20 protein-coding genes are annotated in these 18,093 nt (G+C 57.0%); 16 read left to right on the forward strand and 4 right to left on the reverse strand.

What is annotated here, in order from left to right; translation table 11 throughout:
- Positions 1 to 21 precede the first annotated feature (21 nt).
- Together epmA and efp are read right to left on the reverse strand one after the other, a co-directional pair.
- Entirely contained in the window at positions 22 to 969 is a 948-nt protein-coding gene (epmA, locus tag N645_RS0109565) for an EF-P lysine aminoacylase EpmA (RefSeq protein ID WP_024461288.1), read from the reverse strand.
- A 66-nt stretch (positions 970 to 1,035) separates the two neighbouring features.
- Entirely contained in the window at positions 1,036 to 1,608 is a 573-nt protein-coding gene (gene efp, locus N645_RS0109570) for an elongation factor P (RefSeq protein ID WP_024461289.1), read from the reverse strand.
- A 35-nt stretch (positions 1,609 to 1,643) separates the two neighbouring features.
- Here efp and epmB point away from each other — a divergent pair, with 35 nt between their 5' ends.
- The 3 genes from epmB (at position 1,644) to N645_RS0109585 (ending at position 6,903) form a co-directional block, all read left to right on the forward strand.
- Positions 1,644 to 2,669 (forward strand): EF-P beta-lysylation protein EpmB, encoded by a 1,026-nt coding sequence (gene epmB, locus N645_RS0109575; RefSeq protein WP_024461290.1) that lies wholly within the window; start codon positions 1,644 to 1,646, stop codon positions 2,667 to 2,669.
- Between the two features lie 104 nt (positions 2,670 to 2,773).
- Positions 2,774 to 4,579, forward strand: coding sequence for a hypothetical protein (locus N645_RS0109580; RefSeq protein ID WP_024461291.1), 1,806 nt, complete (start codon positions 2,774 to 2,776; stop codon positions 4,577 to 4,579).
- Between the two features lie 227 nt (positions 4,580 to 4,806).
- Positions 4,807 to 6,903, forward strand: coding sequence for an EAL domain-containing protein (locus N645_RS0109585; protein WP_024461292.1), 2,097 nt, complete (start codon positions 4,807 to 4,809; stop codon positions 6,901 to 6,903).
- A gap of 216 nt (positions 6,904 to 7,119) precedes the next feature.
- Here N645_RS0109585 and serB read toward each other — a convergent pair whose 3' ends face one another.
- Positions 7,120 to 8,343: a phosphoserine phosphatase SerB gene (serB, locus tag N645_RS0109590; protein ID WP_024461293.1), complete on the reverse strand. Its 1,224-nt coding sequence runs from the start codon at positions 8,341 to 8,343 to the stop codon at positions 7,120 to 7,122.
- A 200-nt stretch (positions 8,344 to 8,543) separates the two neighbouring features.
- Here serB and N645_RS0109595 point away from each other — a divergent pair, with 200 nt between their 5' ends.
- From N645_RS0109595 to N645_RS0109640, 13 genes are all read left to right on the forward strand, one after another.
- Complete coding sequence (locus N645_RS0109595) at positions 8,544 to 9,674, forward strand: hypothetical protein (RefSeq protein ID WP_024461294.1); 1,131 nt, start codon at positions 8,544 to 8,546, stop codon at positions 9,672 to 9,674.
- 77 nt (positions 9,675 to 9,751) lie between these two features.
- Positions 9,752 to 11,467, forward strand: coding sequence for a lysophospholipid acyltransferase family protein (locus N645_RS0109600; protein ID WP_024461295.1), 1,716 nt, complete (start codon positions 9,752 to 9,754; stop codon positions 11,465 to 11,467).
- Positions 11,468 to 11,694: 227 nt separating this feature from the next.
- Positions 11,695 to 12,093 carry a DUF6864 domain-containing function gene (locus N645_RS0109605; protein ID WP_024461296.1) on the forward strand — a complete coding sequence of 133 codons (399 nt, stop codon included), beginning with the start codon at positions 11,695 to 11,697 and terminating at the stop codon, positions 12,091 to 12,093.
- Positions 12,086 to 12,388 (forward strand): hypothetical protein, encoded by a 303-nt coding sequence (locus tag N645_RS17995; protein WP_152521667.1) that lies wholly within the window; start codon positions 12,086 to 12,088, stop codon positions 12,386 to 12,388. Before N645_RS0109605 ends, N645_RS17995 begins: the two co-directional genes overlap by 8 nt.
- 91 nt (positions 12,389 to 12,479) lie before the next feature.
- Complete coding sequence (locus N645_RS0109610) at positions 12,480 to 12,989, forward strand: hypothetical protein (RefSeq protein ID WP_024461297.1); 510 nt, start codon at positions 12,480 to 12,482, stop codon at positions 12,987 to 12,989.
- 46 nt (positions 12,990 to 13,035) lie between these two features.
- Positions 13,036 to 13,629 carry a hypothetical protein gene (locus N645_RS0109615; protein WP_024461298.1) on the forward strand — a complete coding sequence of 198 codons (594 nt, stop codon included), beginning with the start codon at positions 13,036 to 13,038 and terminating at the stop codon, positions 13,627 to 13,629.
- A 106-nt stretch (positions 13,630 to 13,735) separates the two neighbouring features.
- Complete coding sequence (locus N645_RS18000) at positions 13,736 to 14,131, forward strand: hypothetical protein (RefSeq protein WP_152521668.1); 396 nt, start codon at positions 13,736 to 13,738, stop codon at positions 14,129 to 14,131.
- Positions 14,132 to 14,245: 114 nt separating this feature from the next.
- Complete coding sequence (locus tag N645_RS17750; protein WP_081666005.1) at positions 14,246 to 14,572, forward strand: hypothetical protein; 327 nt, start codon at positions 14,246 to 14,248, stop codon at positions 14,570 to 14,572.
- Positions 14,562 to 14,906, forward strand: a complete 345-nt coding sequence (locus tag N645_RS0109620) for a DUF6176 family protein (RefSeq protein WP_024461299.1) — start codon at positions 14,562 to 14,564, stop codon at positions 14,904 to 14,906. The genes N645_RS17750 and N645_RS0109620 overlap by 11 nt, the downstream gene beginning before the upstream one ends.
- Positions 14,907 to 15,080: 174 nt before the next feature.
- Entirely contained in the window at positions 15,081 to 15,455 is a 375-nt protein-coding gene (locus N645_RS0109625; protein WP_152521669.1) for a hypothetical protein, read from the forward strand.
- A gap of 71 nt (positions 15,456 to 15,526) precedes the next feature.
- Complete coding sequence (locus N645_RS0109630) at positions 15,527 to 16,033, forward strand: GNAT family N-acetyltransferase (RefSeq protein WP_024461301.1); 507 nt, start codon at positions 15,527 to 15,529, stop codon at positions 16,031 to 16,033.
- A 118-nt stretch (positions 16,034 to 16,151) separates the two neighbouring features.
- Positions 16,152 to 16,640, forward strand: a complete 489-nt coding sequence (locus N645_RS0109635) for a DUF1993 family protein (RefSeq protein ID WP_024461302.1) — start codon at positions 16,152 to 16,154, stop codon at positions 16,638 to 16,640.
- Positions 16,641 to 16,765: 125 nt separating this feature from the next.
- On the forward strand, positions 16,766 to 17,008 hold the full coding sequence (locus N645_RS0109640) for a hypothetical protein (RefSeq protein WP_024461303.1): 243 nt from the start codon (positions 16,766 to 16,768) through the stop codon (positions 17,006 to 17,008).
- A 14-nt stretch (positions 17,009 to 17,022) separates the two neighbouring features.
- Here the strand turns inward: N645_RS0109640 and N645_RS0109645 are convergent, their stop codons facing one another.
- Positions 17,023 to 17,628, reverse strand: coding sequence for an isoprenylcysteine carboxylmethyltransferase family protein (locus N645_RS0109645; protein WP_024461304.1), 606 nt, complete (start codon positions 17,626 to 17,628; stop codon positions 17,023 to 17,025).
- Positions 17,629 to 18,093 lie beyond the last annotated feature (465 nt).

Genomic DNA, 18,093 nt, shown 5'->3' on the forward strand with positions numbered 1-18,093 from the left:
CTATGATGACAGTTTCCTGCGTTACAGACGATCAACGTCGAAGGCCAGGACATCGGCAATATGGGACGCGCCGCTCAAGCACATCAGCAACCGATCCACCCCCAGAGCCACGCCGGCGCTGTCCGGCAGGCCGGCGGCCATGGCGGCGAGCAGTTTGTCATCCGAAGGGTAGACCGGTAAACCCAGGGCACGGCGCTTTTGCTGATCGGCGAGGAAGCGACCGCGCAACTCGTCGGCATCGGTCAGCTCCCAATACCCATTGGCCAACTCCATGCCGCCGATAAACGCCTCAAAGCGCCGGGCCACAGTCTGCCCCTGGTCGTCGGTGGCCAGGCGGGCCAGGGCGGCCTGACTGGCGGGATAGTCGTACACAAAGGTCAGGCCGTCGCCGAGGGAGGCCTCCAGCTCATGGGTCACCAGCAGATCGAGCCAGAAGTCCCGATCCTCGTCCTCCGCCTCGATAGTGATTCGCGCTTTTGCCAGCGCCGCCAGCTCAGCCACCGAGGCGGTGTGCGGATCGATCTGCAGGTGCCGCTCAAACCACTGGCGATAGCTCAGGTAGGTCACGTCCAGGCCCGGTATCAACAACTCGATGAGTGCCTGAACTTCCCCCATCAGCGCCCGGTCATCCCACCCGGTGCGATACCACTCAAGCAGAGTGAACTCCGGGTTGTGTTTGCGCCCCCGCTCACCGTTGCGAAACACTTTGCCCAGGGCGTAGATCGGCCCCGCCCCCGCCGCCAGCAGGCGCTTCATGGCAAATTCCGGTGAGGTCTGCAGATAGTAGGTGCGTCCCGCGCACTGAGCGGTGACCGAGTCGATAAACGGGTCGGTCACCGCCGCGGCGCCCATCACCGGCGCTTCAATTTCCAGCACCTCGCGCTCGGCAAAGAATTGCCGGATACGCTGGTACACACTCGCACGCAGACGCACAAGTTCCAGTGAGGCGGAAGGCTGCCAATCAGTCATGGGCGGAACATCAGGGAGGAGAAAGGAAAGCACCACCCGACCGACGTCGGGTGGTGGAGGCGGACATCAGTCTTTGGACGCACGCCCCAGGTATTCGCCGGTGCGGGTGTCCACACGGACCACATCGCCCACGTTCATGAACAACGGTACCTTCACCACGGCACCGGTGCTCAGGGTCGCCGGCTTGGTGCCGCCCTGGGCGGTGTCGCCCTTCAGGCCCGGATCGGTTTCGGTCACTTCCAGCTCCACGTGGTTGGGCGGGGTCACCGCCAGCGGCGCGCCGTTGAACAGGGTGATCACGCACTTGTCCTGCTCCTTGAGCCACTTGGCCGAGTCGCCCACGGCGCTCTTGTCTGCCTGGTGTTGCTCAAAGGTGGTCGGCTCCATGAAGTGCCAGAACTCACCGTCGTTGTACAGGTATTCCATATCCAGGTCAGTCACATCAGCGCCTTCGAGGTTCTCGCTGCCACGGAAGGTACGCTCCCACACGCGCCCGGTTTTCAGGTTGCGCAGCTTGACCCGGTTAAAGGCCTGACCCTTGCCCGGCTTGACCAGCTCGTTCTCGACAATGTTACAGGGGTCGCCATCGAGCATGACTTTCAGACCGACGCGGAAATCGTTGATAGAATAGGTGGCCATTACGCCCTCTCGCTTCTCTGGATTAAAAGGCGCACATGATACATCGAACCGCTGCCACTTGGCAGGCCCCTGCCGGCAAAAGTGCCTCCCGCTGGCAAAACGAGCTCGCCGACCTGATTCGCTCGCCCCAGGAGTTGATCTCCCTGCTGGAACTGGACCCGGCCCAGTTGCCGGCGGCCCTCGCCGCCAGCCAGGACTTCGCCCTGCGGGTGCCCCGCGCCTTTGTCGAGCGGATGCGCAAAGGGGACCCGGACGACCCATTGCTGCGCCAGGTGCTGCCTCTGGGCGAGGAGCTTCAAGCGGCCCCGGGCTACAGCCAGGACCCGCTGGGCGAAGCCGACGCCAACCCCCATCCCGGGCTGATTCACAAGTACCACGGGCGGGTGCTGCTGATTGTGTCCGGCGGCTGCGCGATCAACTGCCGCTACTGCTTTCGTCGCCACTTCCCCTACGCCGACAACAACCCCGGCCGGGCCCGCTGGCAGGAGGCGCTGGATTACATCGCCGCCGACCCGAGCATCACCGAAGTAATCTACAGCGGCGGCGACCCGCTCAACGCTCCTGACCGGCAACTGGCCTGGCTGACCGAGCGGGTGGCAGCCATCCCCCACGTCAAACGCCTGCGGGTCCACTCCCGCCTGCCAATCGTGCTGCCCAACCGGATTGACGATGACTGCCTGGACTGGCTCACCGGCCATGGCCTGCAGACCACATTGGTGATTCACAGCAACCATCCCCGGGAGCTTGATGACAGCGTGGGGGCCGCGCTGGGCCGGCTGCGCGGGGCGGGCATCACCCTGCTCAATCAGGCGGTGCTGCTGCGCGGCATCAACGACCAGGCGTCCACGCTGGCCGCGTTGAGCGAAGAGCTGTTCGACCGGGGCGTCCTGCCCTATTACCTGCACCTGCTCGATCCGGTTGCTGGCGCCCACCACTTTGACGTTCCTGAGGCTGAAGCACGTGCTCTGATGGACCTCCTGCGCGCCCGGCTGCCCGGCTATCTGGTACCCCGGCTGGTGCGGGAAATCGCCGGGGAGCCGAACAAGACCCCCATTGCCTGAGCCGCCCGATCTGCTACCGGCGGAGCGATCTGCTATAGTCAGGACAATTCAAGCCGGACCGCCGCCCCCCAGTGCCGCGGCGGCCGCCTCAGACAGGATAGTGAATGACCGCCGACATGCCGCCGAACGAGCTGCTGAACCGTTTCAAAGTCCCGCCCCAGGACCTGGACACACTGTCGTTTTGTGCCCCCAAGGCCGCCAAAGTCGCCGACTGGGTGCGCGCCTTGCCCATGACCCGCATCAGCTTCGTGAGCAGCCTGCTGTATAAAGCACTGCCTGAAATCGGCCGGCTCAAAACCACCCCCCAGGTACGCCTGGACATGCTTGAGGCACTGCGCCCCGCGGTTCAACAGGCCATTCAGGGGCTGACACCGCAGTTTCTTAACCAGCCCCTGATCCTGCCCGACACCGCCCGCAAAACCGCCACCGTCGCCCAGGCTCTGCAAAAGCACATGAGCAACGCCTATCTGGTGACGGTGCGCGAGCTCGGGCAAGCCACCAAAGGTGATGCCGAGGCCTTGCAGAACCAGCGCGCACTGGCGCTGCACCGGGCCATGACCGGCCTGGGCCTTCTGCTACTGCGCAGCTACCAACTGTACACCCCGGTTCCCAGCCGACTGTGGCTGGAAATTCATACTCTGTACCAGCTGGCCGAGGCGTGGCAGGTCCACCGCCAGCCAGTGACCGAACCTCTTCCCGGCCACCAGCAGACCAACACCATCGAGCGCTGCTACCAGCGTCTGCTGCTGCTCGCCAGCGCCCGTCCCAACCAACTGCGGCAGACCGAGGTCAGCAACACCTACGACGCCCTGGAGCAGTTGGCTCCACTGGCGCACATGGTGGCCTACGATCCCGCACAGGAAGACAACCTGTTTGCCGTCGTGCTCGACAGCGACAGTGCGCCTCTGTACAAGTCCCGTCTGCCCGAAGCCCCCGGCGGGGCCATCCGGGAGCTGGATACCGGACCGGTGGTCACCGCGCTGGAAGAGGCCCGGGCATCGCTCGGTACTCGCCCGGGCGGCGGCCGGGACAACCTGGGGCTGACGCTCTCGCTCAACGAGCACCTGAGCCACTCCTGGCACCTGCTCGCCCAGCGCAGCTTCGAACGGCGCGTCAGCGGCGGGCAGATGAATGTCACCATCGGCCTGTCCAACGTGCACTTCCAGATGGCCGGCGGCCAGCCCTTCAAGCTGTTCATGAATCAGGCCACCCATGTACACCGGGAGGACGACAGTCTATTTGGTGGGCGCCTTCCCACTGCCGCCACCGCCGAACCAGATCCCTGGGGCTCTGCGTTCGATGCCGGCGGCGGCAAGCTGGCCGGCAACCACCTGGCCACCTTCAATATTGAGAACAACATCCGCCAACGCCAACAGCAGGATTACCGGGGCGAACACCCGACCTTTCAGGTGCCCATCGTGGATGTCAGCCTGGGGGGCTACTGCCTGGAGTGGCGCGAACAGGTGCCCACGCAACTGAAAGCCGGCGAACTGCTGGGCCTTCAGGAAGTGGGGCGGCTGAAATGGAGCATCGGGGTGGTGCGCTGGGTACAGCAATCCCGGGAGTCCACCCTGATTGGCGTTCAGACGCTCGCGCCCCAGGCGACCCCCCTGGGGGCCGCGGTGATCTACAAAACCGGCGGGCTATCGGAGTTCTTGCGCGCCCTGGAAATTCCACCGCTGAAAGCCATCAACCAGCCGGCCACCCTGATTACCAACGCGGTCACCTTTCACGAATACAGCAAGGTGCGCCTGTACCGGCGCAACAGCGGTCAGCAGGAAGACAATCATCGAACCCAGGTCACCGTACAGCTCACCCGGCGCCGCTTTTCCACCGGCGCCATCAGCCAATTCGAGTTTCGTGAGCTGATGCCCGGCCAGAGCGATGCGGGTGACAGCGACGATTTATAGCGTCGTCACCCCGAGAACAGAAGGCTGATTCACAAATATCGCCATCAATGAACGGTTGTTGGCGGATATATCAACATTGGTATTGAGGGTATTTGTCAATCAGTTAATATAGCCGAAACGAACAGGATCAAAGGGATGACAACCCCTGTCCGACGCACGGAAGCATTCATCGACCGAGCGGCCTCACAAACACGGGTCAGGCTTGCAAGAGAGTGCAGTAACCTTTTATGGATCCCAACGAGACAATCCGCCTGCTGATTTTGAACGACTCCCGCTCAGAGGCCGAGCGGTTGACCAGCATGCTCCACAACGCCGGTCGCTCCAGTCGCGCCCAGCACGTCGACAGTGAGGAACGCCTGGGAAAGCTGCTACAAGAGCAGACCTGGGACCTGCTCATCGGTCATGACAAGACCACCAATGTCACTCCCGAGGCCGCCATCCGGCAGATCCGGCGCCTGAACCGCGATGTCGCCGTCGTTCTGCAAACCGACGATGAAAGCAGCGCGGCCGTGGTCGAGGGGATGAAGCTCGGCGCGGCCGATGTGGTGCGCCTGGACGAAGACCAACACCTGCTGCTGGTCATCCAGCGCGAAATGGACAACCGGGAGCAGCGCCAGCAACGGCGCATCGCCGACCGCCGTTTCCGCGAAGCCGAGCGCCGCAGCCAGGCCCTGCTCGATAGCTCCCGGGATGCCATTGCCTACGTGCAGGACGGCCTGTACCTCTACGCCAACGAATCCTTCGCCGAACTGTTCGGCTATGAGGATCGCGATGATATCGACTGCCTGCCGATCATGGACATGGTGGCCGAGAAAGATCACAAACAGCTCAAGCAGTTCCTGAAAAACTTCACCCTCAAGGGCGATGACTCCGAGACCACCAAGGTCGAGTTCGAAGGGGTCAAACACAACGGCGAGACCGCCCATATCAGCCTGGAAGTGTCCCGGGCCACCTATGACGAAGAGCCCTGCATCCAGTTTCTGGCCCGCGCCGGCGTCGCCGAGACCAGCGAGGAGCTGGAAGCGCAGATCGCCCAGATCAAGTGGCAGGACCTGGCCACCGGCCTGTACAACCGCCAGTACCTGGTGGATCGCCTGGAAAAGATGCTCACCAGCGAGGCGGGCAAGCAGCCGGCGGAAGCCGGCCTGATCTATATCGATATCGACCACTACGCCGAGCAGGTCCAGTCCGCTTTCGGTGTCGCCGGTGCCGATATGGCCCTGAGTGACATCGCCGCACTGCTGCGTGAGCACGCCCAGGATGGTGACCTGCTGGCCCGCTTCGGTGACAGCGCTTTTATTCTGCTCGTGCCCAACATCAAACCCGACGCCGCGGTCATGCGGGCGGAGAAAGTCTGCAAGGCCATCGAAGACCACATCGTCGATGTGGATGGCAAAACCATTCAGTTGACCGCCAGCATCGGCGTCTCTCTGATCAACGACACCAGCTCCAGCGCCGAGTCGGTGATTGAGCAGGCGGTCAGTGCGATGGAGAAGGTCCGCACGGAAAACCAGGGCAACGCCGCGCGTCTGTACGAGCCAGAAATGACCGCCGATGAACGCAAAGAGCGGGATGTGATGGCCGAGGTCCAGCACGCTCTGGACAACGACCGGTTCCGCCTGCTGTTCCAGCCGATCATCAACCTGCGGGGCTCGGACGACGAGTACTACGAAGTGTTGCTACGCCTGCTCAACGCCGACGATGAAGAGGTTTCCCCCACGGAGTTCCTCGACGCCGCCGCGAAAATGAACGTGATTCACAAGATCGATCGCTGGGTGATTCTGGAGTCGATCAAGATGCTGTCCCAGCATCGCAACAAGGGCAACCACACCAAACTGATCATCAACCTGAGCGGCCAGTCCCTGTGCGACGACAGCCTGCCGCCCTGGCTGCGGGTCGCTTTCAAGGCCGCCAAGCTGCCCACCGATGCCATCGTCTTCCAGGCCAGCGAGGTGGATATCACCAATCACCTCACCGCGGCCAAGGCGTTCGCCAAGCACCTGGAGAAATTCAACAGCTGCCTGAGCATCAGTGGGTTTGGCTGCTCACTCAACCCCTACAACGTCTTCAAACACGTGCCACTGGGCTTTGTGAAAGTGGACGGCTCATTCACCCAGGATATCCAGAACAACAATGAAAGTCCGGATACCCTGGTAGAGCTGATCAAGAAGTTGCACGAGGAAGACGTGACCACGGTGGTGCCCTTTGTGGAAAACGCCAGCGTGTTGGCGACCCTGTGGCAGGCCGGGGTGCATTACATTCAGGGGTATTATCTGCAGGAGCCGAGCAAGTCGATGGATTACGATTTCAATATGGAGAGTTGAGTTCGGCAACGGTAACGGCGGATGCGGGCTTCGCCCTTATCCGCCCTACGCGGATTTTCGGATTGTCGTGCACTCATGGTTGGGGGACGGCGGATGCGGCGTCTAATCGCTGCGCTCGGCCCCTACGCGGATCTATACCGCTGCGCTCGGCCGTAGGGCGGATAAGCCGAAGGCGCATCCGCCGTTACCGTTGTCCGAACATCCGCCGTCACCAACCTACGACAAATCCCCATGCTCCCGATCCCGAAAGCCCAACAAATACAAAATCGCATCCAACCCCAAGGTCGAAATCGCATGCTCCGCCGAGGCCTTCACCAACGGCTTGGCGCGAAACGCGATGCCCAACCCGGCGGCGTTCAACATGGGCAGATCATTGGCGCCATCCCCCACCGCAATCACCTGCTCCGGGGTAATGCCCTCGCGCTCGGCCAACTGCTTGAGTAGCTGCGCCTTGCGCGCGCCATCCACCACCGTGCCCGATACCTGTCCGGTCACCTTGCCATCGACAATCTCCAGCTCGTTGGCGTACACGTAATCCACACCCAAACGCTGCTGCAGAAAGCGGCCAAAGTACTCGAAGCCTCCCGAGAGAATCGCGGTTTTGTAACCCAGCTTTTTCAAGGTGGCGATCAACTTCTCCGCCCCTTCGGTCAGACGCAGGTTGCGAGCGATGCCCTCAAGCACCGACTCATCCAACCCTTTGAGCAGGCTCAGGCGCTTGGCGAAACTCTGCTGAAAATCCAGCTCCCCGCGCATGGCCGCTTCGGTAATGGCAATCACCTCATCACCCACGCCGGCGGCTTTGGCCAGCTCGTCGATCACCTCCGCCTCAATCAGGGTGGAGTCCATATCGAAACACACCAGGCGGCGATTGCGCCGGTAGGGGGTGTCCTTCTGAAACGCAATATCCACCTCCAGACGGTTGGACAGCTCCATCAGGTCCGCTCGAAGGGCCTGGGTGTCCGCCGGCGCGCCGCGCACGGAAAACTCCACACAGGCACTGCTGTGGGTATCCAGCGCATCCAGCGGCACACGGCCGGACAGGCGGTTAATGTGGTCAATATTGAGCCCGTGGCGCACGGTCACCGCCGTCAGCTCGGCAATCTGCTCGGCCATCACCTGGCGGGAGAGCAGGGTCACGATATGCCGCGGCTTGCCCTGCTGCTCCACCCACTCCTGATAGCGCTGGTGATCGATATTCTCAAAGCGTACCCGCACCCCGAGATCGTCGGCGCGGGAGCGAATGGCGTTCTGCAACGTCTCGGCCGTGGCCCGGCCGGGCTCCAGCGCCACCAGCATGCCGAGCGCCAGATCATCGTGAATCACCGCCTGGCCGATATCCAGGATGCTGGCGCCGAAGCCGGACAGCTCGGCCGCGAGCGAGGAGGTCACCCCGGGTTTGTCATCCCCGAAAACGTTGATCAGTACGATGTCTTTCACGCGGACTCACTTGATTGGCAATAAGGAATGGAACGGGCGGCAATTATACCGGTTCCCCGAGGACAGATGCCATGCGTTGATGTTTCTGTGGTCTTTATCAAATCCCCGGGCCAACGCGCTGGCATCCACAGGAACAACGCCCGTAAAATAGGCCACTTTGAAACGGGCGCCCCGACGGGTACCCACACTCAAGGATCTGCATGGCCCTCTACGCTCGACTCAAGCCCCACTGGCAACCGATTGCCGGCACCGCCCTGATTGTGCTGCTCGGCCTGTTGGCCGCCGGGTTACACACCCGAGCCAGCCTGCACACCCAGAGTCAGCAACTGGACAGCTTTGGCCAGACCCTGGCCCGCAGTACCGCCCAGCGCGCCGTGGACGCCACCCTGAGCCAGGACATGATCAGCCTGCAGGTGGTCCTTCAGGAGCTGACCCGCCACCCGCAGGTGATCGGGGCCACCATCCACGATGTGGAAAACCGCCTGCTGGTACAGAGCGGCTTCCCGCCCGGTGAGGCCGAGCCCGGTCAGTTCCGCCGCTACACCGCCACCATCGCCCTGGCCGACAATATCGCCGGGCACCTCCAGGTGGCCATGATTCCACCGGCCCTGAGCGGGGCCGACCGACAGTTTCTGCTCCTGTGGAGCCTGCTGGTCCTGGCGGCTGCCGCCCTGCCCTGGCTGCCCGCGCTGCGCCGACCACCCGTGATCGTTCAGGGCCCGTCAACGCCCGATGTGCAAAGCCCCCAGGTCCCGTCGGACGAATCGGCCGATGACGATGGCGACAAGGCCGATACCCCGCCGCCGGCCCAATTGCGCCTGCGACTGAGACTGCTGAATATGGAGCTCCTCAGTCGGCAACTGAACGAGGAGAGTTTCGCTCAGCAACTGAGCCAGTTCGAGCAACAACTGCGCAACATCCTGTCGCTGTACAGCGGCAAGCAGGTCGCCCTGTCGGGCGATACCCTGCTGATCGATTTCTTCGGCGAAAGCGACAGCGACTGCGCGTTCCGCGCTCTGTGTAGCGCCCAGTTGCTGGGGGAGCTGTCCCATCTGAACCCGGGCCCGAAACTGAAACTCGCCGCGCGCATTCACCCGCTGCCCCACCGCGACCTGACCGCCGCGTTCCAGGATCAGCAGAGCGCCGCAACGCCCGGCGCCAGCGGCATTGAGATCGCGCCGGAACTGATTGACGACGAGTTGCACCAGCACCTTGAGCTGGATGCAGACACTGGTGTACTGATCGGGGTCAAGGCACCCTACCGGCAATTGCTCGACAAGCAGCAGGCGCAGCTACAGCGACTGATAGGCGCCGACCCGGACGGTCATTAATCCTTCATCGCTCCGTCACCGGAGCGTCACAGTTCGGCCCTAGCCTCGGCGGAAGAGTCCACCGAGGTCAGCCGTTCATGCTCAATATCGAAGAATCCCTCAACCACAAATTCCCGCGCTTCGCCCGCAGCGCCCCCATGTTGCGCAAACCCACCCTGGGCCTGCTGCGCAAACTGGTTCACGAGCGCACCATCAACCAGTTTCTGGAGGAGCACCGGGGCGCCCGGGGCCTGGACTTCATAGAGCGGATCTTCGATTACTTCAACTTTACCTACAGCGTGCCCCAGCGCGAGCAGAACAATATCCCCGCCCAGGGGCGAGTGGTGATCATCGCCAACCACCCCATCGGCTCGCTGGACGGACTGGCCCTGATTCATCTGGTCAGCCGGGTACGCCCCGATGTCAAAATCGTCGCCAACGACCTGCTCAGCGCCTTTGAACCACTGCGCGAATTGCTGCTGCCGCTGGACAATATGACCGGCGGGGCCTATCGCCAGAGCTACAAGCGCATTCGCCAGGCCCTGGAACAGGACCAGGCGGTGATCATCTTTCCCGCCGGAGAGGTCTCCCGCGCACGCCCCACCGGCATACGCGACGGCGCCTGGCGCTCCGGGTTTCTGCACTTCGCCCGCAAGAGCGGCGCGCCCCTGCTGCCGGTCCACATTCAGGCAAAAAATTCCTGGCTGTTTTACAGCGCCTCCGCCGTGTTCAAACCTCTGGCCACCGCGCTACTGGCCCATGAAATGTTCAACAAACGCTCCGCGGAAATTCGCTTCCGGGTGGGCGAGCCCATTCCCGCCCGCGCTCTGGAAGCCAAAAACCTCGCGGACAAACCGCTGATTCAACGCCTCAAAAAACACCTGTACAAACTTGGCCGGGGCAAGAAAACCCTGTTCGTCACCGAAAAAACCATCGCCCACCCGGAGCACCCGCTGCAACTGCAACAGGAACTGGCCCGCGCCGAAAAGCTCGGCCACACCCGGGACGGACAGACCATTGTGCTCTGCCAGTGGGACCAACACCCCACGGTCATGCGTGAACTGGGCCGCCTTAGGGAAATTGCCTTTCGCAAAGTGGGCGAAGGCACCGGCCGGCGCCGCGACCTGGACCGCCACGACCAGAGCTATCAACACCTCGTCCTCTGGGACCCGAACCGCCTGGCCATCGCCGGCGCCTATCGCATCGGCGTTACCGGCAAGTTGATCGCGAAAGCCGGACTGGAAGGGCTCTATACCGCCGAGCTGTTCCATCTGCGGCCGGCACTGAGACCCTACCTGGAACAGGCACTGGAACTGGGCCGCAGCTTCGTCAATCCGGACTACTGGGGCAAAGCCAGCCTGGACTACCTCTGGCAGGGCCTGGGCGCCTACCTGCGCCATCACCCGAACATCCGCTACCTGATCGGACCGGTCAGCCTGAGCGCCGACTACCCCAAACCGCTGCGCGACGCCCTGGTGGCCTACCACCAGCGCTACTACGCCATGCCCGCCGCCCTCGCCAGCGCCCGCCACCCGCACCTGATCGACCCGCAAAGCCGCATGGCCCTCAACCGCCTGTTCGTCCCCATGGACCGCGACGCCGCCTACGAGCACCTGAACACCAGCTTCAAAACCGCCGGGCATCCCCTACCAGTGCTGTTCAAGCACTACCCCGCCCTGTTCGAGGAGGGCGGCTACCACCTGCTCGCCTTCAGTGTCGATTCGGATTTCGGGGAATGCCTGGATGGGCTGTTCCTCGCTGACCTGAGCAAGATGAAAGCGAACAAGCGGAAGCGGTACCTGAGCACTGATTGATCCGAGAACGCCCTTTCCACCTAACTCCCCACACACGGAAAGTTTCCGTATTTTGTGCTAGCCTCGTTATAGCGATGCGTTCTAAGCGTTGAGTGACGGGGCTTTCCGGACATGTTATAAAAGCAACCAAATGTGAAAGGCGGAAAATTTCCGGGTTTAAATACGGAAATTTTCCGTCTAATAATGTTGTTAGAGATCGAGTAGTTTAACCACGGAGTTCGATTAGAATGAATGAAGGCAACTCAACGATTAATATTACGGGCGGTAGTGCTATTCCGCCCGTAAAAGTAAAAACATCTGGAAAGGATGTTATTGCATCGGGGTCAGTAAATACCTTCTCGTCTGACAATCTTGAAGTACAGATTGCACAGTTCAAGTTTGTTTTCAAATTTATTACGAACGGTTCGGATCAAAAAATTGAGTATCGAAGCTCTGGTTCTGAAACTCTAGTTCTAGACATCTACAATTTTAACAACTCTATTGGGACCGGACTGAAAACACCTGTGAAGCTTGGGACGCTAATGGATAGAGAGTTGTTCCTTGGATTCATGGTTTATACTCTCTCTCCTACAGATAGCAAGTTGGTTCACTACACATTTATGCTCGGGGATAAAGTCAGTGAGTAATGACGCGCTATTTGCCCCGAAAGCAACGGGAGATAAAACATCTAAAGATAAGTTGGAGCCTTCTCAAGGACAAATATCGAGAATAATTGGATCAGGAGAAAACGCTCAGAATTCCATTGTTTACAAAACAATTGCCTGGAGTTTTCTTTCAGGGGTTTTGTTTTCTTCGATCGTTTTCGGCTACATTGCCTATAGCGGCAACGGAAATCCTGTTGATTCAATAAAAAGTGTTTGGTCTATCTTCGTTCCCGTTATAACTCTTTCTCTTGGTTACATATTCGGCAAAACGAAGTAATCTCTAACAATCCAAGGCAGCGGGAAATATTTTGCTTCGATGCGCTCAAAACACAAAATATTCCCCTACTTGGGGCGTTTAGGAAATCGTAATGATTGAAGAGCCAGATTGGTCTACGCATGCGATAAATTCAGCAATCTCACCGAGATTCTTGGAACTGTATGCTTCCATAATGATGCAACAGGCCGTTATCGAGTATGAGTTGCAGATCTGCATAGCACTCCTTTTAAAATTAGACTTTGAAAGAGTGCAAATTCTGACCGCAGAGCTCTCTTATCGCCAACTCGTGGCATTAGTTTCATCTTCAATGCTCAAGTTTAACGATTCTTCTTCTGAGAGATTCAAGGAATTTAGGTACGCATTGGCGAAGCTTGATGAATTTGAAAAGCTCAGAAACGATTTAGCTCACTCGATTTGGATGCATTCTCCTGATGGTATCGGAAAGCCCGGTGCAAAAAGGATGAAAACCACATCGAAGCGAAAAGCTGGCCTCAAAGTGCTGGAAGAAGAGTATTCTGAAGAAGAACTTGAGAAACAGTGGAAGCGTGGAAACTTCTTTATTCGGGAGCTTAGGAAAAGGGTTGAAGCTACCGTTTTCTAATAATACTGTTAGGCTAGCGGAGCACCCACAGATCTTAGGAGAAGTAATGAAGCATTTTATAATGTTACTTGGGCTCACAATATTTACCTACGGATGTGCCGAAGATCCGGAATCAAATCAAACCAAGGAAAAGACTGATTTCGCCGACGATCAGTTCTACTGGGATGACAAAACTGAGCCCTACAAAGAGATAATTGTGAAGGGCGTGAACCAGGTTTATCAAAACAACTCAAGATGCCAATCTCTTGATCCTTCATCTGCTTACATTTCTTCTAGCAAAGGGTCAAAGTCCGACCCGGTATTCTATGTAACATGTGCGCGAGGTGCGGAGACGTTCAATGTATTCTTTTCCAAATCGGATGTACAAGAGAGCGCAGACCTTTCACCGAAACCGCATATCGAAAGGAATAAGGCCATTGAGCTATGTGAAGAGTACGTGAAGGAAAACTCTGTACTACCTGAAACTACTGAATTCTCTCGAATCTTAGGCCTTTCCGTAAAAGAGCATGGAAATGGGAGAAGCAGTGTTTTCTCTACCTTTAGTGCTAAAAACAAACTGAATGAAGAACAGAGCTTTAACGTTAGGTGCTCAGTTGATCCGAATGGATTAATTGAAGGCAATATCAATCCAGCTAGTTGAGCCTAACAATCCAAGGCAGCGGGAAATATTTTGCTTCGCTGCGCTCAAAACGGAAAATGTTCCCCTGCTTGGGGGCGTTACGCAACAATCTAGAGCAGGAGGAAAAATGAGCGATTCAGGTGAATACATAACGATAGATTCTTATGCAAACATTAAGAGAATTCCTGTTGATGTTGCGGTTGAAGATGTAAAAAGTGGAAAGGTAGAAGGGAAGGAAATAGATGGAAAGTGGTACGTCAGTGAAAAAGAGGTGGCGGGCGACAAGAGCGTGAGCCCAGGAATAGTAACTCTCTTATACGTATCTTCTGTCTCGGTGCTCGTTCTTGCATTAATTGTTTCGATTTCGTTTTGGCCAACCGGGTACGGAATTCCTTTTGATGCATATATATTTCCTTGTTCGATTGTGGTGTCTGGGATCTTAAGTGCCCTCACTCTGGCTGCTATGGCAAAAGGACTGAGCTTATTACACTCAATAAGCGTTTCAGTCCGTGGCAATGCGTAACAAAACGCAGCATTTCACCGCCGCAGGCGGCGGGACACTCGGAAACTCGCGCCCATGTGTACGGCGTCTACCTTTAAGCTGAAATGAAGCTAGACATTTTTTGGAAAGCAAGAAATGAAGGTTGTTCGTCGTGATGGTGAGTGGCTGGCTTTATATTGTGGGAGCGAAGGCATGAAGAGGAAGGCCCAAGGGGTCATCATTCCAGGCTCGTTGAGCGAACGTGAAGTTAATGAATACATTGATGGTCTTTTTCATGAGCAGGCAACACCGGGAAACTCATCAGTCAAGGTGGCTTCAAAAGTAGAAAAAATGATTCAGGATTTTAAGAGTGCACCACAGCTAACCAGCAAAGGCAATGGAACATATTTTTCTTCGCCACGCTTAAAATGTAAAAAATGCCCTGTCCTTGGGCATCACGAAGGAACTGATTATGGATGTTAGTTGTGTCATAGTGGAGCTAAAACCAGATAGCATTGGCCGTGTTAAAGAGTGGGCTAAATTCATACTGGACAACCGGGAGGAGGCCCTTTCGACCCTGGAAAATGAAGGGGTCACTATTGAAAGCTTTTTCCTCCTCACGATTGAATCTAAAGACTATTTAGTTGGCTATATGCGCGCCAAATCAATGGAATATGCCCATGAAGTTGTAAAGCACTCATTGTCCCAGGTCGATGCATACCATCAGCAGTTTAAGAAGGATACTTGGATTGGTGGCATCAGAGCAGAGCTAATGTTTGACCTATCAAGATTGAAAAATGAGTCCAACTTCGCCTAATCAGGACAATCACGGCGAGTTTAGAACTAGAGGAATAGCATGCGGACAATTATAGGATTTTCACTATTACTGATTTCCATAAGCTCTTGGGCTTGCCAGCCCACGACACAGGGCGAGCGGTATTGGCCTAATCCAACCAGAGGTGACTCTAGGCACTTCTTTGATCATATTAGCGTGAATTTAGTTGAGGTTTCTCGTGGCGGTCCAGATGCACCGTGCGGTGATGCCGGGATAGCAATCTTTGAAGTCTTGTACACCGAACAAGGTATAGACGATCTTGATCTGATAACTGATATAGCGCTTTCCGACATTGGCATCTATTTTTTGCCGAAATCCGAAGATGTGTACGGCATACTTCCCAACATCCCAATAAAGGCGAACCAAGCCAACGATGGAAGATACTACATCAGCTTTGCATGGGTAGATCATCAGCCTGGAAGCCAACTAGACATAAGCTTGAACTATGACATTCAATTTATTTCAAACCAATTGAATCTTAGCGGTGTAAGATCAAGCGGAACCATAGAAGCGAAAAGTATCAAACAGTAAAGGCAGCATCGCCACTTCGTGGCTGCCCCCCTTTCAACCAGCCGGTGGCTTATTCTCTAGAGCAATATCACATGTTACGAGAAGCAGAACCAACGGACGCGGAAGCAATTGGCCAAGTAACGGTCGCTGCATGGAGAGCGGCCTACCAGCCGTTTATGCCAAAGGAATTTCTCAAAGCGATGGACGCCACCAGAAACCTGTCCGAGCTGAGAACACGGCTTGTCAACCAAAATTCTCACTTTACCCTATCCGTAGCAGAAGAGTGCGGACAGGTGGTGGCGTTTTCCATTATCGGAAAACCTCGCTATGAAGCGCCCCCAAAAACAATAGAGCTCTGGGCCTTGAATGTTCTACCCGAGTACTGGAGAAGGGGCATCGGAACCAGCCTTGTTGAGCGGGCAATCGCTTTTTCTTCCCGGTCAGGGTTCAATAGCATTGAGTTGTGGTGCATCAAGGGCAACACGCGAGCCCAAGAGACTTATAAGAAGCTTGGCTTTATCGAGTCCGGCCACGAAAGGTCGTCATCCCGATTGACTGGAAGCACATTGCATGAACTGCATTATTCCAAAGCGCTCTAAATTCCAGGAGGTAGCGGTCCACATTATGAATCGCTGCGTTCGAAGCAATACTGCACCACTTTGACGAATAATAGGCCATCACTTTAAAAATGGAAGAACATTCACACCAGGAACCCCAATGAACCATAGTATTAAGAAGGTGTTTCAACACTACCTGTCCCAGATGGAGACAGTAGTTGCCAAGATCCCACCGGAAACGTTCGCATCGTCACTCGCCGACGACATGTTCAATCTGGAGACGAACGCCAAAATCGCGGCCAACTTTATACTTCGAGGGTATTGTCCGCTGATAAACAGGAAAGTCGCCTCCTTCACCAAGGAGGAATCAGGCAAAGCGGCTGTTCAAGCCCAGATAGCGGAAACGGCAAATTACCTGAACGGTCTTCCAGAAGCTCAACAGCTCAACGCTACCAGACACTTGAGGGATAAAGCCGGCTTCTCTGAAGTAGATCTGCCGGAGCCCGAGTTCATATACCATTATATTATTCCAAACTTTCTGTTCCACGCGAGTATGGTCTATGCAATAGCCCGGGCAAATGGTGTCAAGCTGAGCAAGGGAGATTACGACGGTATTCACTCATATCCAACCGGCTTCAGCTTTGTGTAAACTCTGCATACTGGGACGCATGCCGTAATGCCTCTTGAGGATCGTCAATGGGAGGCGCTGGTTAGTAACACTTGAGGCTTGGGTTCTTGATTCCGACCATTCCTAATTGATACAGGATGTTACCTATGAAAAGCATAAAAATTGAAGTATTTGAAGGCGAAGAAAGGGACGCCACGATAAAGATTCCCGTACCGGTACTGCGCGTGGCGGCAAAGCTCTTTCCGCGAAAATATCTATCTTCCCTTGAGAGCAATGATGTTTCGCTCTCTGACATTATTGAGGCAGCAGACAGCCCCGACGTTTCTGGCCGCTTGATTGAATTTGAAGACCATCAGGACAATGAGCGGGTGGTCATATCGGTGTGCTAGCCCGCTCGGGGTCCTTACAACCACCGTCGTACTAACAGGCGATAATCCTGGTATTCGACTCCGTAGGCCCGGCTCAATGCGACTTCTTCGCAGCGCGCCTGCAGTACGATCACGACGGCGCCCACCAACAGACAAAGCAGGGTAAACACGCTGGGGAACGTCAGAAACAATCCCAACTGGCCAAGGATGATGCCGATGAACAAGGGGTTACGGGTAAGCCCATAGGGGCCCCGAGTCAGGAGCGGCTGACGCTTGTCCGGGTCGATGCCGGAGCGCCAGTCATTGCGCATATAGGCGTGGACATAACTGACGATGCTGTAGGACACCAGCAGCATTGCCATGCCGGTCAGTAGCACCGGCGCCTGATAGAGTGCGGGGAAGACGCCGAGCCACGGGTCGATGGGCCAGACGATGCGAGCCAGGCACACCCCCAGTATGGCGGCACGGAACAGGTTGAACGTCTGCCGGTACCACCAGGTGGCGGAGCCCCGGTTGCCGTAGCGAATGTGGCTGATGCCGGTACGCTTCCACAGGCCGACACTGGTGCTGGTGTAGTGCACCCCTATAAAGAGGAAATACAGCCCTAGGAAGTGTCTGGAGAGCTGATCGATATCGTACATGGAGTGTTCCTATTATCTCTCTAGCGCCCCGATACTAACGAACTGCCCAGGGCTGTGGCCAGTCAAATCTGGTTGATAGCGCAATCTTTACAATTCTCTGGAAACCCGTGTTGACGCTTCAACCGCGAAGGGCAGACTCAATGCATAGTCACAGGAACCCTGACATACTGTATCTGTCCAGACTTGTCAGTAAACTGTCACTATCGATTGGGTGGATTGGAGTATCGTTTAATGGGCAGCCTGCCAAATAATGATCACCGAAGTATCCCTGAGGTGCTGGCGGGGCCCGTGCTACGCCATTGCACTACCGACCGCCTGACGCTCTGGCTGGTCGCACGTCGGCAACTGTGCCTCAGGGTCCGCCTCTCCGATTCAGAAGGTCAGTATCTTGATCGAGAGGTACACCCCTCTGAGCAGCAAGTACTGCGCGTCGGTCAGCACGCCTGGCTCTACTTGATAGAGCTG

The organism is Marinimicrobium sp. LS-A18 (assembly GCF_000463525.1).
Taxonomy (GTDB): domain Bacteria; phylum Pseudomonadota; class Gammaproteobacteria; order Pseudomonadales; family Cellvibrionaceae; genus Marinimicrobium; species Marinimicrobium koreense.